Here is a 17,446-nt window from a genome sequence, read left to right as displayed (position 1 = left end):
GGCAATTAGCGGACATTGGTTTTAGTTTGACCAACACCATTTGTTTGAGAATCAGTTGTTGATTCCAATCCAAATACGCGGTTAAAAGATTTTTCTACCTTGTAGCCCGAATCAATAGACTCTAAAGGGTCTTTTCGCAAGCGGTGACGCAAGCACAAAGTCATTACTTTACGGATATCGTCAATAGTCACCTCGGTGCGTCCTTCATAAGCCGCCAAAGCTTTAGCAGCGCGGTTAGTGACAATATCACCCCGCAAACCATCAACGTCTAATTCCGAACAGACTTGAGAAATTTTTACCCGCAAATCGTAGTCAAGATTTACCGAAGGTAGAAGCTGCTGGGCGCTAACAATTTGTTGTTGTAAAGTTACTTGCTGAGGCTCGTAAGTTACTAAAAACTCTTGGGGCTTTTGGTCAAATTCTGTGCGCTGCTCAACAATTTGCACTCGTAAAGCGGGTTCTTTGACGGTACGGATTTCGGCGTGCATTCCAAAGCGATCGAGCAGTTGGGGGCGCAATTCTCCTTCTTCAGGATTGCCCGAACCAACCAACACAAATCGGGCGGGGTGACGAATAGATATTCCTTCTCGTTCAACAGTGTTCCAGCCGCTTGCAGCCGAGTCTAATAGCACGTCTACAAGGTGATCGTCTAATAAGTTGACTTCGTCAACATAAAGAATGCCGCGATTAGCTTTAGCAAGTAACCCCGGTTCAAAAGCTTTGACTCCTTCCGACAGGGCTTTTTCAATGTCAATAGTGCCACAAACTCGGTCTTCGGTAGCGCCTAAAGGCAAATCTACCATCGGAACTTTTTTTTGGGCTACAGCAAGTTCTACTTGTTGCTCTAACTGGCTGCGGATAGCGTCGCTCATCAAATCGGGGTCTTTGGGATCGCTATTAAAGGGGTCATCAGCAACTACCGTAATTTCTGGGAGTAAATCAGCAAGCGCCCGGATTGTGGTAGATTTACCCGTACCGCGATCGCCCATAATCATTACGCCGCCAATTTTGGGATCGATAACGTTTAATAATAATGCTAGTTTCATTTCTTCTTGACCGACAATTGCCGTAAAAGGAAATACGACGCGACGGGCTAGGGGGGTTGGACTCACTTACACTTACCTAGAAAAATTTGTCAAAGATACCGTTTATAATTTTGCCACACTGGCAGGAAACAACCAATCATTGTTGGACTTTGCATAAAAATTGATGTTTAGTTACATGGCGAGGAGCGATCGCTGCGGTAGGCTAGATCGTGTAATTAAATTTTCTATTAGATTGCTGTTATATGTCTGCAACTGTTTCTAGTCCTCCCCGCACAATTCGGATTGGTTCTCGCGCTAGTCAATTAGCTTTGGTGCAAACTCACTGGGTACAAGCACAGTTACAAAAAGCTTATCCCGATCGCACGTTTGAAGTTCATACAATGGCAACTCAAGGCGACAAAATTTTAGATGTAGCTCTAGCAAAAATTGGTGACAAAGGTTTATTTACTAAAGAGCTTGAAGTTGGGATGTTGCAGCAAGAAATAGATTTTGCCGTGCATTCACTAAAAGATTTACCCACAAATTTACCCGGTGGTTTAGTTTTGGGCGTTGTCACTGAACGCGAAAATCCTGCCGATGCGGTGGTATTTCATGAAAAATACCGCGACTTGCAAATTGAGACATTACCCCCAGGGGCAGTAATTGGGACTTCTTCTTTGCGCCGTTTAGCTCAATTGCGTCACCATTACCCCCATTTAACGTTTAAAGATATTCGGGGAAATTTAATTACCAGGCTTGCAAAGCTCGACTCTGGCGAATTTGATGCAATTATTTTAGCAGTGGCGGGATTGCAAAGATTAGGAATGGGCGATCGCATTGGTCAAATATTAAAGCCAGAAATTTCCCTTCATGCAGTCGGACAAGGAGCTTTAGGGATTGAATGTCGCAGCGATGATACAGAAGTATTAGCATTACTTAAAGCCATTGAACACGCACCAACACGCGATCGCACTTTAGCAGAGCGAGCTTTTTTACGAGAACTAGAAGGCGGCTGTCAAGTACCCATTGGCGTTAATTCTGTTATAGATGGAGAAAACTTAACTTTGACCGGAATTGTTGCCAGTGTTGACGGACAGCAAGTGGTTACTGGTACAGTAACAGGTCAAGTTGCAGCACCGGAAGATGTGGGAATTGAGTTAGCCCAGCTTTTGAGAAAACAAGGCGCTAAGGAGATTTTAGAGACAATATTTGAAGCAGTCCAACGAGGCTAAAATAAATTGTCTGCAAATCAGAGTTTAAGAGGATTTTCGCTTAAAAGTAAGACCTCCAGATATTTTCCCCCCTTTTTCAAGGGGGGTTAGGGGGGATCGAACTTTCGCTAATTTTCAACCTTTTAACCTCTTTTCCCGATTTTTCTCCGAACTCTAATATGATGACGGTACTAATTTAAAGAAAACGCCAAAATCACCATGCGAATTCTATTTGTTGCAGCCGAAGCAGCGCCCGTTGCTAAAGTCGGCGGAATGGGGGATGTAGTTGGGGCTTTGCCAAAAGTCCTAAGAGCAATGGGGCATGATGTGCGAATATTCATGCCTTATTACGGTTTTTTGCCTGATAAAATGCCGATTCCTTCCGAACCCGTTTGGTATGGCGCGGCAATGTTTGAGTCTTTTTCCGTCCACGAAGCAGTATTACCAGGTACAGACGTACCATTATATTTATTTTCTCATCCCAACTTCTCGCCACGTCGGATTTATGGTGGAGATGATGAAGATTGGCGGTTTACACTATTTTCCAATGGCGCGGCGGAATTTTGCTGGAATTATTGGAAACCAGACATTATCCACTGTCACGATTGGCATACAGGCATGATTCCGGTGTGGATGAATCAATCTCCCGATATCATGACAGTTTTTACAATTCATAACCTCGCCTATCAAGGGCCTTGGCGCTGGTATTTAGAAAAAATTACTTGGTGTCCTTGGTATATGCAAGGACATAATACAATGGCGGCGGCGGTACAGTTTGCTGATCGCGTTAATACTGTTTCTCCCACCTACGCCGCCCAAATCAAAACCCCGGCTTATGGCGAAACTCTAGAAGGTTTGATGTCTTTTATTAGCGGTAAACTATCGGGAATAGTTAACGGGATTGATACAGAAATGTATAACCCCGCCAATGATAAATATATTACCCAAACCTTTGATGCTGACACTTTAGAGAAACGTTTTGCGAATAAAATTGCTTTGCAAGAAGAAGTTGGTTTAGAAATCAATTCCAAGGCGTTTTTAGTGGGAATGGTGACAAGAGTAGTCGAACAAAAAGGGATTGATTTAGTATTGCAAACCTTAGACAGGTTTCTTGCTTATACCGATGCTCAGTTTGTATTGTTAGGAACAGGCGATCGCTACTACGAAACTCAGTTATGGCAACTTGCTTCGCGCTATCCCGGACGGATGGCAACTTATTTACTTTACAGCGATGCGATCGCGCGGCGGATTTACGCGGGTAGCGATGCTTTCTTAATGCCTAGTCGGTTTGAACCTTGCGGTATCAGTCAAATGTTAGCTTTGCGTTACGGATGCGTCCCCATTGTCCGGCGTACGGGTGGACTTGTTGATACAGTTACTCATCATGTCCCTAGTAACCATACGGGTACAGGTTACTGCTTTGACCGCTATGAACCCTTAGACCTTTATACCTGTATGGTACGGGCTTGGGAGGGGTTCCAGTATAAAGAAAACTGGAAAGCATTGCAGCAACGCGGTATGAGTCAAAACTTTAGTTGGGAGCAATCGGCTAAAGAGTACGTGAATCTCTATAGGTCAATGTACGGTTTGCCACCAGAAACCGAAACGGTAGAACCGCCGGAATTAGTTACTAAATAGTCATCTCTGTTATAGCTTCAGTCTTGGTGAGGTAGAAGACTGAAGCGTTTTTTCTTGTTTGAGCGAAAGAGAAGCTATTACTAGCAAGACTTTCAGAAAGATACTATGCACCTCCTCAGACTTTGACAAGGAACTCTTGTCAGTCAAACAGAGTCATCGGTCTTAAGAATTTACTTGTAGTTAAGTTTGGGCTTGAATTATGAAAACGATTTCTGTTTTTTCTGCGATCGCATTATTGGCAGGCAGCAATCTTGTATTTCCTGAAGTGAGCAATGCTGAAGAAAGAGTCTGTCGCGGAACAATTGGTGCTGTGACTGTTGATAACTTAAAAGTTCCAGATGGTGCTTCTTGTAGGCTCAATGCTACTAGAGTTCAAGGCAATATTGTTGTAGGGTCAAATGCCAAACTTACTGCAACTGGCATTAGAGTCATCGGCAATATTCAGGCTGAAAATGCAGCTTTAGTTAATGTTACCTCTGCTTCATCCATTGGAGGTAGCATTCAAATTAAGCAAGGAAAAGCTGCAACTATTACCGGAAATACTATTAATGGTAGTTTGCAATTTGAATCAAATTCTGGATCTCTATCAGCACGAAACAACAAAATTGGGGCAGACTTGCAAGCATTTCAAAACACAAGAGGAGTGTTGATTGGGAGTAATCGCATTAATGGTAACTTGCAGTGCAAAGAGAATAATCCAACTCCAACTGGAGGAAGAAATATCGTTCAAGGTAATAAAGAAGACCAATGTGCAAGACTGTAATATTTTTGCAATCAACTAATAGAAATCTCTAGAAACATTATAGGGGCGCTGCTGGCATTCGCCCCTATAAAAGATTTTGGACAACGCAAAATTAACTCTGTCTAAATAAAGCATCTCCTGTTTGCACGTCAAACCAATGAATATTTTGAGCAGGCAGTGCTAAAGTAATATCTCTATCACTCCAATTTTGACCTGTAGGTAATAAAACCCGGACTGTAATATCTTCGCTTAGCGAACTATTGACCTTGACGCTAACTAAATCGTGCATACCTAAATGTTCTCTCAAGAACATTTTTCCTTGAATTATCTGCGTATCTCCTGGTTGTGGAATGCGGACGTTTTCGGGACGAATACCTAAAACAATTTGTGGCGGTACGGTTGTTATATTTTTAGGTAAATTAATTTTGAAGTCACCCAACATTGCATAACGTCCAAGACATGGCAAAGTAAGTAAATTCATTTGCGGACTGCCTACAAATCCGGCTACAAATTGGTTAGCAGGATGGCTATATATGCGTTCTGGGGGGTCTAGCTGCTGCACGTAGCCATTGTTTAGAACTGCGACTTTGGTTGAAAGGGTCATCGCCTCGGTTTGGTCGTGAGTGACGTAAACTACGGGGACTTTTTGGGCGGCAAATATTTGTTTGATATCAGCGCGGACTCGTTCGCGCAGCAGCGCATCTAAGTTACTTAAGGGTTCATCTAACAAAAATACATCCGGGCGACGCACTAAAGCCCTACCAACGGCTACTCGTTGGCGTTGTCCGCCGGAGAGTTGTCCGGGTTTGCGGTTCATTAAACCCGCGTCTAGTCCCAAAACTTCCGCCGCTTGGGCAACTCTTTGTCTAATTTCGGCTATGGGAGTTTTTTTTAGTTTGAGTCCTGAACAAAGATTTTCGTAAACGGTGAGGTGGGGATATAGGGCGTAACTTTGAAAGACCATCGCAATATTGCGATCGCCTGGTCTAGTATTAGTTACGTCTACATTGCCAATTTTAATTGTTCCCCTTGTAGGTTCTTCTAATCCCGCAATTAGGCGCAGTGTAGTAGATTTACCGCAACCGGATGGTCCTAATAAAGTCAAAAACTCGTCATCATCCACACTCAAGCTAATATCTTTGACGGGGACAACTTTTGTACTATAGGTTTTATTGATGTTTATAAGTTCTAGTTTAGCCATAAGTTTTTATCTACCCAATTTGTAAAATTATTATCCCTTCACCGCACCCGCCGTTAGACCTTGAACAATCTTGCGTTGGAAAAACAAAACTAGCATTACTAAGGGCAAAGTACCGATAACTGTAGCCGCCGCAATCGGCCCGTAAGGAATCTCAAATACGGAAGCACCGCCCAATTGCGCCGCCGCGACGGGTATAGTTTTTAATTCGTCGCGGGTCATAAATGTTAAAGCAAAAATAAACTCATTCCAAGCAAAAATAAAGGTCAAAATCCCTGTAGTTACCAAAGCTGGAATAGTCATCGGTAACAATATTTGCGTTAGCATTTGCCAAGTGTTGTAACCATCAACTTTTGCCGCATCTTCTAAATCTTTGGGTAACTGTTCAAAAAAGCTGCGTAATACCAAAATAGTTAGAGGTAAGTTGATGGCTGTGTAAGGAATAATTAGCGATAAGTAGTTATTTCCTAAGTGCAAAGCTTGGACTACTTCTAATAAACCTAAAAATAATAAAATGCCGGGAAATAAAGTCACAATCAAAACCCCGGCTAAAATTACTTTTCCTCCCCAAGGGCGCAACCTAGCTAAAGCGTAAGCCGCAGGCGCACCAATGGCCAAAGCCACCACAGTTGAAGTAATGGACACGAAAGCGCTATTGAGGATGTATGCCCAAAACCGTCGCCGCGCAAATAATTCGATGTAATGGTTTAAGGTGTAACGGCTGGGAAAATATTTAGTAGGAATCGCGGCAATATCTTCGTTAACCTTAAAAGATGTCAATACTTGCCACAGTATCGGTGCTAGACAAAATATAGTAACTAAGATAACTGCGACGCTTAAAACAATATTTTGCCAGGAAAAACTGATAGTTGCGGCTTTTTTAGAAATTACTGCCATATTTAAGCCATTCCTTTAGTAGGGCGAGATTTACTTAACAAGAAACTTGCGATCGCAACCATCACCACTAATAATAAAAAAGTTACAACTACCAATGCCGCACCATAGCCAAAGTCTAAGTAACGCATAACTGTAGAGTAGATATACAGCGATACTACTTCCGTTGCACCCCCAGGGCCACCATTAGTCATTACAGCAATTAAGTCAAAAACCCCGAAAGCTTGAGCAAATCGAAACAGCGCCGCAATCAAGATTTGGGGCATTAATAAAGGTAGAGTAATTTGGCGAAAACTCTGCCAAGGACTTGCGCCATCAATAGCGTGGGCTTCGTAAAGGTCTGCGGAAATTGATTGTAATCCAGCTAGAAGTAAAATGCTAATAAAAGGCGTTGTTTTCCACACATCGGCAAAAATTACCGCAATTCTTGCTAAATTTGGCTCACCCAGCCAGTTAATCCCTGTTGTAATTAACCCTAATCGCAGTAAAAGATCGTTAACTACGCCAAACTGGTCGTTAAAAATCCATGCCCAAGCCAGTCCAATTAAAGCTGTAGGTAAAGCCCAAGGTAAAATCGCGCTGGTGCGGACTAAACTGCGACCTAAAAAGCGTTGATTTAATACTAAAGCAATGCCCATTCCTAGCAATAATTCTAGCAAAACAGAAGTAGTTGTAAAAATGCTAGTAGTTAAAAAACTCTGCCAAAAACGCCCATCTCCTGCCATGCGGACGTAATTATCTAAGCCAGAAAACTCTGCTTGTAGCTTTGTACCCAAATTTTGTGTAAACAAACTTAGCCAAAAAGCCCGCGCAATTGGGTAAGCAAATACAAGCAAAAGCAGCAGCAGCGCTGGTAAAAGCATTATCCAGGCAGTGTTTTGTTCTCGGCGGCGGATGGTGTCGGTTTTCATAATTTTATTTGCCTAATAACAGCCGTGTTTCTTTGGCGGCGGCTTTCATAGCTTGTTCGGGAGTCAGACTATTAGTTAAAGCGGCGCTGAGGTAACGTTGCAAAATATCTGAGGCTTGGGCATACTGAGCGATCGCAGGGCGTAACACGGAACTGCCAACAATTTCTAGTAATTGCGGGTAATAGCTATATTTAGCCACTATTTCGGCATCGCTGAATAATTCCCGTCTACTGGGTACATAACCAGCTTTTAAAATAAAATTGCGCTGCGCTTCATTACTTGTAAAGTAGCGAATTGCTGTCATTGCTTCTTTTTGGTGAGGGGAAGATTTGGCAATCCCTAAACCCCAGCCACCTAAACAAGTTCCGGCACTTTTTCCGGGGGCGCTAACCATTGGTTTAATGCCAATTTTGCCTTTAATGGGCGAACTATCTTCATTTGCTAACGGCCAAACATAGGGCCAACTGCGTAAAAATACCGCTTTACCGCTTTGAAATATTCGTCTTGTTTCTTCTTCTTGGTAGGTAGTTACTCCCGGCGGCGATACTCCAGTTTTTACCGTACTGCGGAGAAATTCTATAGCTTGGATTGTCTCAGGTTGGTCTAATCCAACTTCTAAAGTTGTGGGATTTATCCAAAAACCGCCATATCCTTCCAAAACTTCCGCAAACATGGCAACTAATCCTTCGTATTGCCGACCTTGCCATAAATAGCCCCAAGTGTCTTTATTTTTTTTCTGTATAGCTTGAGAGATTTTTAATAATTCGTCAAAGGTTTCTGGCGGTTTGTATCCGGCGGCGGCGAGTAAATCTTTGCGGTAGTACAGCACTCCCGCGTCAGAACGAATCGGTACGCGGTAGAGGTTGCCTTCGTAGCGGCTTCCTTCGATATCGTTGGGCGAAAATACGGCTAATTCGTCGCTAGAAAATTCATTACTTAAGTCTTTTAACCACCCCGCCGCCGCAAATTTGGGTGTCCAAACTACGTCCATATTGACCAAATCGTAAGGAGAATCGCCCAAAATAAACGCAGAGGTATAAAGGTCTTCTAGTAAATTGGTGGCGTTTGGCCCTTCAATTACATTGACGCGAATCCCTGGATACTTGGTTTCAAAGTCTTTCACAATACCTTGCTGCCAAGGTTGGGCATCGGGGGCAGTCATTAACAAGTTCAGCACAACGGGTTGCTGGGATTTGGCTGGCACGATGAATATAAACGTTATGCCTACAAGGATTGCTAAAGCAACACTAATCAGCCGAAAATACTTTTTTATAAGCCGAACTGACGTTAGTTTCATGGAATGCGATCGCCAAAACAATCTTGCTACTAAATAGGTTGCTATTTTTATAAAAATCTTTAGTTGGTTGAGACAATTACCAGTTTGAACAAGTATTCAAGTTTCTATGACTTTCAAAAATACAATAATATTTTTACCAAAAGCTTCCTCTTTAAGACGTATAAAAATAACTTTGATAAGTGCTATAATTAACTTCTGCAAGCAATGAAAGTTGATGTTTATTATCAAATCGTTACATTATTTGTGATTTTAGATGTAGAGCTAAAAACTAATAATGATGGAAAAAACAGAGAAGCAAAAAATGCTGGCGGGAGAGTTGTATTTAGCAGAAAACTCTGAATTAGCCGCCGACAGTAAACGCGCATCTCGGCTACTAAGAAGGTACAATTTTACAACCGTAGACGAACCAGATTTGCGCTTTCAAATTCTTAAAGAGTTATTCGGTAAAATAGAAGCAAAAATTCAAATTATTCCCCCTTTTCATTGCGACTATGGCAGCAATATTTATGTGGGAGATGAGTTTTACATGAACTATGGTTGTGTAATTCTTGATTGCAACACCGTCCATATTGGAGACAATGTTAAATGCGCTCCTTACGTGCAAATATACACGGCTTACCACCCCACAAATCCCCAAATTCGCCAAACTAAAAAAGAACTAGCTGCACCAATTAATATTGGTAATAATGTGTGGATCGGTGGCGGGGCGATTGTTTGTCCGGGTGTAAGTATTGGCGATAATACGACAATTGGCGCAGGTAGTGTTGTAGTTAAAGATATCCCTGCAAATGTAATAGCTGTAGGTAATCCTTGTAAAGTTGTTCGCTCTGTTAGTTAAGCTCAGTACAAGTTAAGATTAAATAGATAAGTTTACTGTTTAAAACTATGCAAGCACCATTAACCTACATAAACTTAATTGAATACTTGAAAGTAGAAGACTCTAGCCAAATTCGTCACGAATATTTGAATGGACAAGTATTTGCAATGACGGGAGGTAGCCGCGAACACAGCTTGATTACTGGAAATATTCACAATAGATTAAAGAATCATTTACGCGGAAGTGGTTGTCAAGTCTTCGCTTCTGATATGAAAGTCAGGGTAGAAACAGATAATGTATTTTATTATCCTGATGTAGTGGTTACTTGTAATTCTCAGGATACAGAAAAGTTTTTTTTGACTAAACCTTGTCTAATTGTTGAAGTATTATCACCAAGCACAGAAAATATAGATCGCAGAGAAAAATTGCTGACTTATAAGAAAATAGAGGCTTTACAGGAGTATGTATTAGTTAGTCAAGATGAGGTAGAGGTAGAACTTTATCGCAAAGATAAAGATAATAACTGGATTAAATATATTTTGGGTAAAAATGATGGCGTAATTTTGGACTCGGTGAACTTACAACTCACAATGACAGAAGTGTATGAAGATGTAATAAGTGTTTGAATATCAATCACTTAGTTGCTTAAATAACTCTAGCTTGTTATCCAACCAATCATCAGTAAACCAACCGTAAGGCAAAACATCTCCAACTACACTTGCACTAATTCCCATTACCCAAATGTGAGCGATTTTAGTAAACATAGGAATTGCTCTAAGTTCAATTTCATTTAATTGACGAATTGTTTGATAACCCTCTAAAAATGAGCTTATAATTTTACTTTCTAGTTTCCAAACAATTGCTGTATTTATAAACTTTCCAATATCAAAAACTCTCCAGCCATAGCCGCATTGATCGAAGTCAAATAATGTTGGTTGATTTAGTTGATTAAAGTGAGTGTTTCCTGCATGAACATCGCCTATACAGATCCCATAAAAAGGTGAACAGTTTGGTAAGTCTAATGCTATTAAATTATTTTTAAGGTTTTCAGCTTGTTTGTATAAGTAATCAATGTCATTTTTTCTATGTTTATATAAGGGTGCGATCGCATTTATAGAAGAATCTAATAAATATTCGCTATTCAATTCAGGGCGGTTAAAACTACTCTTAAAGTTGTCCGTAGCTTGGTGAATAGTTGCAACGGTTTCTCCTAACTTGCGGCTTTGTTCGCTATTTATTTTTTTATCTACTACTTTACCAGGAGCATAAGAAAATAAAGCAGTATAACGAGTCCCTTCAGGAGCAGCAATTGCCGTTATAAAACCACCTGTTCTTTTTTCAAGTGGATAAGAAACCGCTACATTAGCTTTATATAAAAAGTTCAATAGTTCTAGTTCAAAATCAATTTCTTCTTTAGTTCTCCAACTATGGCGATAAACTCGCAAGATATATTGCTTTTGTTCTGTCTCTATTAAGTAAGTGTCATTCAGTCCTCGTTTAAGTAATCGGCAGCTTTGAAGTTTGTCAATTTGATAATGGCATAATACACTTTGTTCTAATGCTCCACTAGAAGGAATTGAATGAATTACAGTAATAAACTTAGAAGACATACAATTAACTTGATTAATAATTAAATAACTATGAGCAATAACCCCTGCGCGATCGCCTTTGGCAGCATTAATATGGATTTAGTTGCTAAAACGCCAAAATTACCCGTACCTGGTGAAACTTTACTAGGACACGAATTTTTTACTCTACCTGGTGGTAAAGGCGCAAATCAAGCTGTAGCAATGGCGCGGCTAGGAATTGATACTTACATGGTAGGGCGTGTCGGTAACGATAGTTTTGGCAACCAATTACTTGAAACTCTGCAATCTGTAGGAGTAAATACAGAAAATGTATTTATAGATGAAAATATTAGTAGTGGCGTAGCGCTAATAAGTGTTGATGATGCGGGGGAAAATCAAATTATTGTTATTCCTGGTGCTAATGGGCGTGTAGATAGCATCGATGTAGAAAACTTAATTAGCTTACTACCCAATTGTCGGGTTTTGCTAATGCAGTTTGAAGTTCCCTTGCCAACTATTCTATTAGCTGCCCAAGCTGCTAAACGTTTGGGAGTAAAAGTAATTCTCGATCCTGCACCAGTTTTAAAAGATATCCCTGCCGAACTTTACCCGTTAGTTGATATTATTACGCCCAATCAAACAGAAATCGGTTCGTTAGTAGGATTTCCTGTAATTGATATAGAATCGGCAACTAAAGCCACCCATATTTTATTGCAGCGCGGTGTTGGATGCGCGATCGCTAAACTAGGAGTAAAAGGAGTAATTTGTACCACTAAGGAGGAAACATTTTTTGTTCCAGCTTTCCCGGTGGAAACGGTAGACACCGTAGCGGCGGGAGATGCTTTTAATGGCGGTTTAGCGGCGGCAATAGTCGAAGGGCTACCATTACGACAAGCAGTGGTTTGGGGCGCGGCTGCTGGGGCGATCGCATCAACAACGTCGGGGACGCAGTCATCTATGCCCACTAAAGATGTTTTAATTGATTTTTTACAAGCAAGAGGAGCAATTAAAAATAACTTCTAAATTAACTCATCCCGCGCAACGGACTATTGTCCGTCACGCACCTAACTCACCTGCTCTTAACAAGCATTTAGTTAGATCAATACAATCTCATAATACGATATTTGTTTAACAAAAGTCAAGAGTTTTATTAATAAGAATTGCTTAACTAAAAGAGGTATTTGATAAGTACAAAAGTGGAACTGATCGGCAAAGTTAAAATTAGCAAAAGCTTAACAAAGTAGTAATCAACCTAAAAATTTAAAGATAAAAACTATGACAATTCCAGATGGCCCAAGTAATTCAGTTTTAATGCGGAGGATCAGTACAATTAAGTGGATTTTTAATCCGTTTAAAGTGCTTGAAGAACGGGCGGCAAAATATGGAGAAAGTTTTACAATTTCCAAAAATATATCGCCTTTAGTTGTCTATTTCACTAATCCCCAAGCGATAGAACAAATATTCACCGCAAACGCAGAATTATTTGATACAAATAGCGCCAACGATATATTGTTGCCACTATTAGGCGAACACTCAATGATTTTGCTAGGAGGAGAAAAACATCAACGGCAGCGAAAATTATTAATGCCGCCCTTTCATGGCGATCGCTTACGCACTTATGGGGAGTTAATTCATAACGTTACAGAACAAGTAATTAGTCAGTGGCAGGTAGGAAAAGCCTTTAAGGTGCGATCGTCAATGCAAGAAATATCTTTGCAAGTGATTCTTAACGCTGTTTTTGGTATCCATGAAGGAGAACGATTTAACCAATTGAGGCAAGTTTTAACAACTATGTTAGATTCGGTGGGATCTCCCGTAAGTTCGTTATTGCTATTTTTTACTTCATTACAAAAAGACTGGGGTGCTTGGAGTCCTTGGGGGCGTTTTTTACGTCTCAAACAGCAAATTGATAGTCTACTGATAACAGAAATTAGAGAAAGAAGACAGCAGAACGATCCTAACCGCGATGACATTCTCAGTTTACTTTTAGCGGCGCGAGATGAACAAGGGGAAGCAATGACTGATGAAGAATTGCGAGACGAATTAATAACATTACTATTTGCCGGACACGAAACCACTGCCTCCGCCTTATCTTGGGCGTTGTATTGGATTGATTCGTTACCCGAAGTTAAAGAAAAACTACTAAACGAACTTAAAACTTTACCTGCGGGTTCTAATTTTAGCGATATTGCACGTTTGCCTTATTTGAATGCGGTTTGCTGCGAGACATTGCGGATCTATCCTATTGCGATAACTCCCTTTCCGCGAGTGGTAAAAGTACCGATGGAAATTATGGGCTACCAATTTGAACCCGGTACATTGTTATTAGTTTCTACTTATCTCACCCACCAGAGAGAAGATATTTATCCTGAACCGAAAAAGTTTAAACCGGAGCGCTTTTTAGAAAGGCAATTTTCACCTTACGAATACTTACCTTTTGGGGGGAGTAACCGTAGATGTATTGGTGCAGCCTTTGCCATGTTTGAGATGAAGTTGGCACTGGCGACTATTTTGACTAGCTGCGAATTGAAGTTAGTAAATAATCGTCCAATTAAACCAACAAGGCGCGGGTTGACTGTCGCGCCGCCAGCAAATATGCAAATGGTAGTTACGCAATTAAAGAAACAAGAAAAGCCTGTTTTAGTTTAAGTGCGATCATTCTTAGCGCTGCGCTATTGCTAATTTTAAATAAATTTCTCTTAGATGTGTGGCGATTACTAGAGGAGACGTTGCACCGCAACGTCTCTACATTCCGATGTCTTCATTCCACAATTGGGGATGATTATGAATAAACTCACTCATCAACTGCTTGCATTCAGCCAAATTTAGATCGATAACTTCCACTCCGTGAGACTTCATAAAGTCTTCTGCACCGGGGAAAGTCTGCGATTCTCCAGCGATAACTTTTTTAATGCCAAACTGCACCACCGCTCCAGCGCAGAGATAGCAAGGCATCAAAGTGGAGTATAAAGTTGTCCCTCGATAAGAGCCAATTCTACCCGCATTCCGCAGACAATCGATCTCTGCATGAGTAACCGGATCGCCATCTTGGACTCGTTTATTATGCCCTTGTCCGATAATTACGCCATCCTTAACTAGCACCGAACCTATAGGAATACCGCCTTCCATTAATCCTTGCTTTGCTTGAGCGATCGCACTTAACATATATTTATCCATAAAATGTCCCCGTATAACTGCTGAATCTATACTTGCAGGATTTGACTGGATAAAACAAGTATAAGCAAGAGCGATCGATTTAACTTACTTTTGCTCTGATGCAGCTTGTCTGACAACTTCAATATCTAAATCGAGTGCTTCTGCTACTTGTTCTAGGCTCAACCCTATTTTTAAAAATCGGGGTACGGTTTCTAGTTTGCCTTCTAGTTTGCCTTCTAGCTTGCCTTCTAGCTTGCCTTCTAGCTTGCCTTCTAGCTTGCCTTCTAGTTTGCCTTCTAGTTTGCCTTCTAGTTTGCCTGCTAACTTGCCTTCCTCTTGTGCTTCTTGGTAAACTCTAGTGTTTTTAATCAGGTCTAACCCTAACATTGCTTCTACCTCCTGACGATTGAGATTAGGAAATTTGTATATTACTATTGTCTCTATAAATTCTAAGATTTGCTGTTGAAGTTGTTCATTTGTTACTTGTTGCCTTGCTTGCGAAATTAGGTTTATGGCTTTCGCTGGAGCTTTTTTGTTGCTTTCTATTACTAGCTGGACAATTCCCACCCCAAGCGATTGATTTGCCTGTAGTTCGTCTAAATACACTCTACGGATACGATCGCTATCTAAAAGAAATTGATAAGGTACAGGTTGCACCGATTCAACACTCCGCCGAGGATAAACTACAATCGCCTGCCAATTATTCACAACTTTGTATTGATACAAATATAAGAAGATTTCGGCAAATAGGCGATAGTAAAAGGTTTCGTCTAGCTGAAACTGCACCTCGACAAAATAAATTGGTAAATTTGGCTTGTCTAGTGGCGGCAAAAAAAGTCCATCTAAGCGAAAGGCAACTTGTTTTAGTTCGATAGATGTAAATCGATAATCGTCAGCAACAGAGGCTGATTGACCAATTAATTCAAAAAATATACTAGGAAATTCTTGAAATAAATAATAGAAAAGGGTATCAGTTTTCACAGGTTAGTAACAACAAGTCCAAAGTTGATTTTAGGGTGAAATGCGATCGCCTTAACTATCTACTCATCCCTACAACTCAGTTACATAAACCTTGATTATTTATATAAAATTTTTCCTTGTCTCCCTCTTTCACACCTTCAACAATGCCAATACCTACAGTTCCGAAGCAGTATCTGGCGCGACTACTTCTCCCGTACCAATTTGCAGAATTATATCTTGGTCGGTAATCAATTCACTTAATTCTTTAACTTGCAAATTCATTTGCTCACAAGCGGCCTTAAGGTGGGCAGAAAAAGTGTTGAGATCGTCACCATAGCCACATTGTAGCGCTGCTATTGCAATTCCCTGTTTAGCATTAGCTCTCGCACAGTCAACTAATTCTGTGCCTTGCAATGGTGTAGATGATGCCATAACCTTAATAATTTTTACTCTATTATTGGTTGCCAATTTAGCAATTCCCCACCCTACGAAACATCCTTCTTGTGGAAGAAGGATGTTTTTTTAAACTTTTTTCATCTCGTTAAACTTGGTATGGATTTTCTCAAGTTCTAATTCCATGTTCTCAATAATTTCCGGCGAGTGTAGGCGCAACATCATAAACCAACCGCCACCTACTACAAGGTACATCAAAAACAAGTAAGGAAAAACGTTGAAAGGCGATGCTGGGACGGGGTAAAGACTGCCTACTACGGGGACTAACATAAATAAAACCGCAATAACTGAAGTCGCCACATCCATAAATTTAAGTATTCCTTCCCGATACAAGTACATCGGTGCAGCAATGGAAATCAAAATATAAGTTACCAAAAACCCGTAAGTTGCGATCGTTCCTAAGTATCCATACACATCTAAGATTTTTAAGCCAAACAATGACATCGAAGCTGGGACAAGAAACACAAATAGCGATGACATGGTAACTGCTATATGAGGCGTACCATTAGCATCGTGTGCCTTGCCAATGGAAGCATGAAATATCCCATGTCGTGCCATCGTAAACAAAATTCTTGCTCCCGCATTGATACTGGCAAGAGTGCAACCAAAAAGACTAACGATCGCCGCTACTGTAATTAATAACCCAAAAAATCCCACCCCTACACCGCTTGCTAGGTCATTTAAAGGGGCGCTACTTTGATTAAGAGGTGTAGCAGATCCTTGAAAGCCTAACACTTCAACGTAAGAAAGCAGGATAAAAAATAAGCCCGATAGCACCGTACTTAAAATCACCGCGCGGGGGATAAATTGCAAAGGCTTTTTTGCCTCATCTCCCAACGCTGTAGCACTTTCAAACCCGACGTAACTAAATATTGCCAAGACTAAACCTAGTTGTAACCCTTCTGGTTTAACGTTTTGCAGCGATAACTGAGACATATCGACAGCAAAGTTTTGTTTAAATAAAATTACCACCGCCAATAGTAAAATTATCCCTACAGACAAAGCTTCAATCGCCAGCATCAAAATTGTTGATAGTTGAATATCTTTATAAGCACAGTACCAAGCAATTCCCGCACAAATTGCATACAGAAACATTGGTGCAAACTGAATACCCAAAGCACTAACTAAAACATTTGTATAATTGGCAAAACCGCACAAAACCGCCATTGCTGTAAAGAGGTAAGCAAGTACCAAACTCCAGCCTGATATTACTCCCACCGTTGCCCCTAATCCTTTGGCAATGTAGGCATATAATGAACCAGGAGAAGCAGAACGTCGCGCAAATTGGTTGATATTCATTCCCACAAATACTAACCCAATGGTGGCAATTACATAAGTTAACCAAGTGCCATTACCGGCGCTGGCGTATACCAAGCCCAAATTGACCGTCGGCGTAGCTGTAGGGGCAATATTGGCAACAGATTGAGCAATAATTTCGGGAAAAGCCAAACATTGCGATCGCAAACCTGAAACTGCACGCTCTTTCGGACTTGCAACTAATTCCTTCACCATTATTTTTACCTGTAAAACTAATTATTTTGGGTACAGATTTGTAGAGACGTTGCACTGCAAAGTC

18 protein-coding genes are annotated in these 17,446 nt (G+C 40.8%); 7 read left to right on the top strand and 11 right to left on the bottom strand.

From position 1 onward, the window contains the following. Positions 1 to 5: 5 nt before the first annotated feature. On the bottom strand, positions 6 to 1,112 hold the full coding sequence (gene bchI, locus SYN7509_RS0220865; RefSeq protein ID WP_009633531.1) for a magnesium chelatase ATPase subunit I: 1,107 nt from the start codon (positions 1,110 to 1,112) through the stop codon (positions 6 to 8). Between the two features lie 176 nt (positions 1,113 to 1,288). Between bchI and hemC the strand changes: the two genes are divergently transcribed. The 3 genes from hemC to SYN7509_RS0220850 all read left to right on the top strand — a co-directional run bounded on the left by hemC (position 1,289) and on the right by SYN7509_RS0220850 (position 4,637). Beyond that, positions 1,289 to 2,257 carry a hydroxymethylbilane synthase gene (gene hemC / locus SYN7509_RS0220860; RefSeq protein WP_009633532.1) on the top strand — a complete coding sequence of 323 codons (969 nt, stop codon included), beginning with the start codon at positions 1,289 to 1,291 and terminating at the stop codon, positions 2,255 to 2,257. Between the two features lie 198 nt (positions 2,258 to 2,455). Further along, a complete protein-coding gene (gene glgA, locus SYN7509_RS0220855) occupies positions 2,456 to 3,874 on the top strand; it encodes a glycogen synthase GlgA (protein ID WP_009633534.1) in 1,419 nt (472 codons plus the stop codon). A 199-nt stretch (positions 3,875 to 4,073) separates the two neighbouring features. Continuing rightward, a complete protein-coding gene (locus SYN7509_RS0220850; protein WP_009633535.1) occupies positions 4,074 to 4,637 on the top strand; it encodes a hypothetical protein in 564 nt (187 codons plus the stop codon). 91 nt (positions 4,638 to 4,728) lie between these two features. On the opposite strand, the gene SYN7509_RS0220845 is transcribed toward SYN7509_RS0220850, so the two are convergent. The 5 genes from SYN7509_RS0220845 to SYN7509_RS31430 are packed head-to-tail and all read right to left on the bottom strand — an operon-like array spanning position 4,729 to position 8,992. Next, positions 4,729 to 5,817 (bottom strand): ABC transporter ATP-binding protein, encoded by a 1,089-nt coding sequence (locus SYN7509_RS0220845; RefSeq protein ID WP_009633536.1) that lies wholly within the window; start codon positions 5,815 to 5,817, stop codon positions 4,729 to 4,731. A gap of 30 nt (positions 5,818 to 5,847) precedes the next feature. Further along, on the bottom strand, positions 5,848 to 6,711 hold the full coding sequence (locus SYN7509_RS0220840) for a carbohydrate ABC transporter permease (protein ID WP_009633537.1): 864 nt from the start codon (positions 6,709 to 6,711) through the stop codon (positions 5,848 to 5,850). Between the two features lie 2 nt (positions 6,712 to 6,713). Beyond that, complete coding sequence (locus SYN7509_RS0220835; RefSeq protein WP_009633538.1) at positions 6,714 to 7,619, bottom strand: carbohydrate ABC transporter permease; 906 nt, start codon at positions 7,617 to 7,619, stop codon at positions 6,714 to 6,716. Between the two features lie 4 nt (positions 7,620 to 7,623). Further along, positions 7,624 to 8,823 (bottom strand): ABC transporter substrate-binding protein, encoded by a 1,200-nt coding sequence (locus tag SYN7509_RS0220830; protein WP_227501518.1) that lies wholly within the window; start codon positions 8,821 to 8,823, stop codon positions 7,624 to 7,626. 43 nt (positions 8,824 to 8,866) lie between these two features. After that, the gene (locus SYN7509_RS31430; protein ID WP_255327320.1) at positions 8,867 to 8,992 is read right to left on the bottom strand and encodes a hypothetical protein; all 126 of its coding nucleotides are present in this window, start codon (positions 8,990 to 8,992) and stop codon (positions 8,867 to 8,869) included. Positions 8,993 to 9,190: 198 nt separating this feature from the next. Here SYN7509_RS31430 and SYN7509_RS0220825 point away from each other — a divergent pair, with 198 nt between their 5' ends. Both SYN7509_RS0220825 and SYN7509_RS0220820 read left to right on the top strand, forming a co-directional pair. Further along, positions 9,191 to 9,754, top strand: coding sequence for a sugar O-acetyltransferase (locus tag SYN7509_RS0220825; protein WP_304412704.1), 564 nt, complete (start codon positions 9,191 to 9,193; stop codon positions 9,752 to 9,754). 47 nt (positions 9,755 to 9,801) lie between these two features. Further along, entirely contained in the window at positions 9,802 to 10,359 is a 558-nt protein-coding gene (locus SYN7509_RS0220820; RefSeq protein ID WP_009633542.1) for a Uma2 family endonuclease, read from the top strand. A gap of 3 nt (positions 10,360 to 10,362) precedes the next feature. Here the strand turns inward: SYN7509_RS0220820 and SYN7509_RS0220815 are convergent, their stop codons facing one another. Further along, complete coding sequence (locus SYN7509_RS0220815) at positions 10,363 to 11,343, bottom strand: phosphotransferase (protein WP_009633543.1); 981 nt, start codon at positions 11,341 to 11,343, stop codon at positions 10,363 to 10,365. 30 nt (positions 11,344 to 11,373) lie between these two features. Here SYN7509_RS0220815 and rbsK point away from each other — a divergent pair, with 30 nt between their 5' ends. Together rbsK and SYN7509_RS0220805 are read left to right on the top strand one after the other, a co-directional pair. After that, on the top strand, positions 11,374 to 12,324 hold the full coding sequence (gene rbsK, locus SYN7509_RS0220810) for a ribokinase (RefSeq protein WP_009633544.1): 951 nt from the start codon (positions 11,374 to 11,376) through the stop codon (positions 12,322 to 12,324). A 252-nt stretch (positions 12,325 to 12,576) separates the two neighbouring features. Beyond that, complete coding sequence (locus SYN7509_RS0220805) at positions 12,577 to 13,950, top strand: cytochrome P450 (RefSeq protein ID WP_009633545.1); 1,374 nt, start codon at positions 12,577 to 12,579, stop codon at positions 13,948 to 13,950. A gap of 96 nt (positions 13,951 to 14,046) precedes the next feature. Here SYN7509_RS0220805 and SYN7509_RS0220800 read toward each other — a convergent pair whose 3' ends face one another. From SYN7509_RS0220800 to SYN7509_RS0220785, 4 genes are all read right to left on the bottom strand, one after another. Further along, positions 14,047 to 14,478 carry a nucleoside deaminase gene (locus tag SYN7509_RS0220800; protein WP_009633546.1) on the bottom strand — a complete coding sequence of 144 codons (432 nt, stop codon included), beginning with the start codon at positions 14,476 to 14,478 and terminating at the stop codon, positions 14,047 to 14,049. Between the two features lie 84 nt (positions 14,479 to 14,562). After that, on the bottom strand, positions 14,563 to 15,438 hold the full coding sequence (locus SYN7509_RS0220795) for an Rpn family recombination-promoting nuclease/putative transposase (RefSeq protein WP_028954472.1): 876 nt from the start codon (positions 15,436 to 15,438) through the stop codon (positions 14,563 to 14,565). Between the two features lie 153 nt (positions 15,439 to 15,591). After that, the gene (locus tag SYN7509_RS0220790) at positions 15,592 to 15,849 is read right to left on the bottom strand and encodes a hypothetical protein (protein ID WP_009633548.1); all 258 of its coding nucleotides are present in this window, start codon (positions 15,847 to 15,849) and stop codon (positions 15,592 to 15,594) included. Positions 15,850 to 15,939: 90 nt separating this feature from the next. After that, entirely contained in the window at positions 15,940 to 17,382 is a 1,443-nt protein-coding gene (locus SYN7509_RS0220785) for an APC family permease (RefSeq protein ID WP_009633549.1), read from the bottom strand. Positions 17,383 to 17,446 lie beyond the last annotated feature (64 nt).

It is taken from the genome of Synechocystis sp. PCC 7509 (assembly GCF_000332075.2).
GTDB lineage: Bacteria > Cyanobacteriota > Cyanobacteriia > Cyanobacteriales > Chroococcidiopsidaceae > Aliterella.
This window is presented reverse-complemented; position numbering and strand designations above follow the sequence as displayed.

Coding starts and splice junctions, on each gene's coding strand:
- SYN7509_RS0220845 (WP_009633536.1), bottom strand. CDS start 5,817: ATGGCTAAACTAGAACTTATAAACATCAATAAAACCTATAGTACAAAA.
- SYN7509_RS0220815 (WP_009633543.1), bottom strand. CDS start 11,343: ATGTCTTCTAAGTTTATTACTGTAATTCATTCAATTCCTTCTAGTGGA.
- SYN7509_RS0220825 (WP_304412704.1), top strand. CDS start 9,191: ATGATGGAAAAAACAGAGAAGCAAAAAATGCTGGCGGGAGAGTTGTAT.
- SYN7509_RS0220800 (WP_009633546.1), bottom strand. CDS start 14,478: ATGGATAAATATATGTTAAGTGCGATCGCTCAAGCAAAGCAAGGATTA.
- SYN7509_RS0220790 (WP_009633548.1), bottom strand. CDS start 15,849: ATGGCATCATCTACACCATTGCAAGGCACAGAATTAGTTGACTGTGCG.
- SYN7509_RS0220835 (WP_009633538.1), bottom strand. CDS start 7,619: ATGAAAACCGACACCATCCGCCGCCGAGAACAAAACACTGCCTGGATA.
- hemC (WP_009633532.1), top strand. CDS start 1,289: ATGTCTGCAACTGTTTCTAGTCCTCCCCGCACAATTCGGATTGGTTCT.
- SYN7509_RS0220850 (WP_009633535.1), top strand. CDS start 4,074: ATGAAAACGATTTCTGTTTTTTCTGCGATCGCATTATTGGCAGGCAGC.
- rbsK (WP_009633544.1), top strand. CDS start 11,374: ATGAGCAATAACCCCTGCGCGATCGCCTTTGGCAGCATTAATATGGAT.
- SYN7509_RS0220805 (WP_009633545.1), top strand. CDS start 12,577: ATGACAATTCCAGATGGCCCAAGTAATTCAGTTTTAATGCGGAGGATC.
- SYN7509_RS0220785 (WP_009633549.1), bottom strand. CDS start 17,382: ATGGTGAAGGAATTAGTTGCAAGTCCGAAAGAGCGTGCAGTTTCAGGT.
- SYN7509_RS0220820 (WP_009633542.1), top strand. CDS start 9,802: ATGCAAGCACCATTAACCTACATAAACTTAATTGAATACTTGAAAGTA.
- SYN7509_RS0220840 (WP_009633537.1), bottom strand. CDS start 6,711: ATGGCAGTAATTTCTAAAAAAGCCGCAACTATCAGTTTTTCCTGGCAA.
- glgA (WP_009633534.1), top strand. CDS start 2,456: ATGCGAATTCTATTTGTTGCAGCCGAAGCAGCGCCCGTTGCTAAAGTC.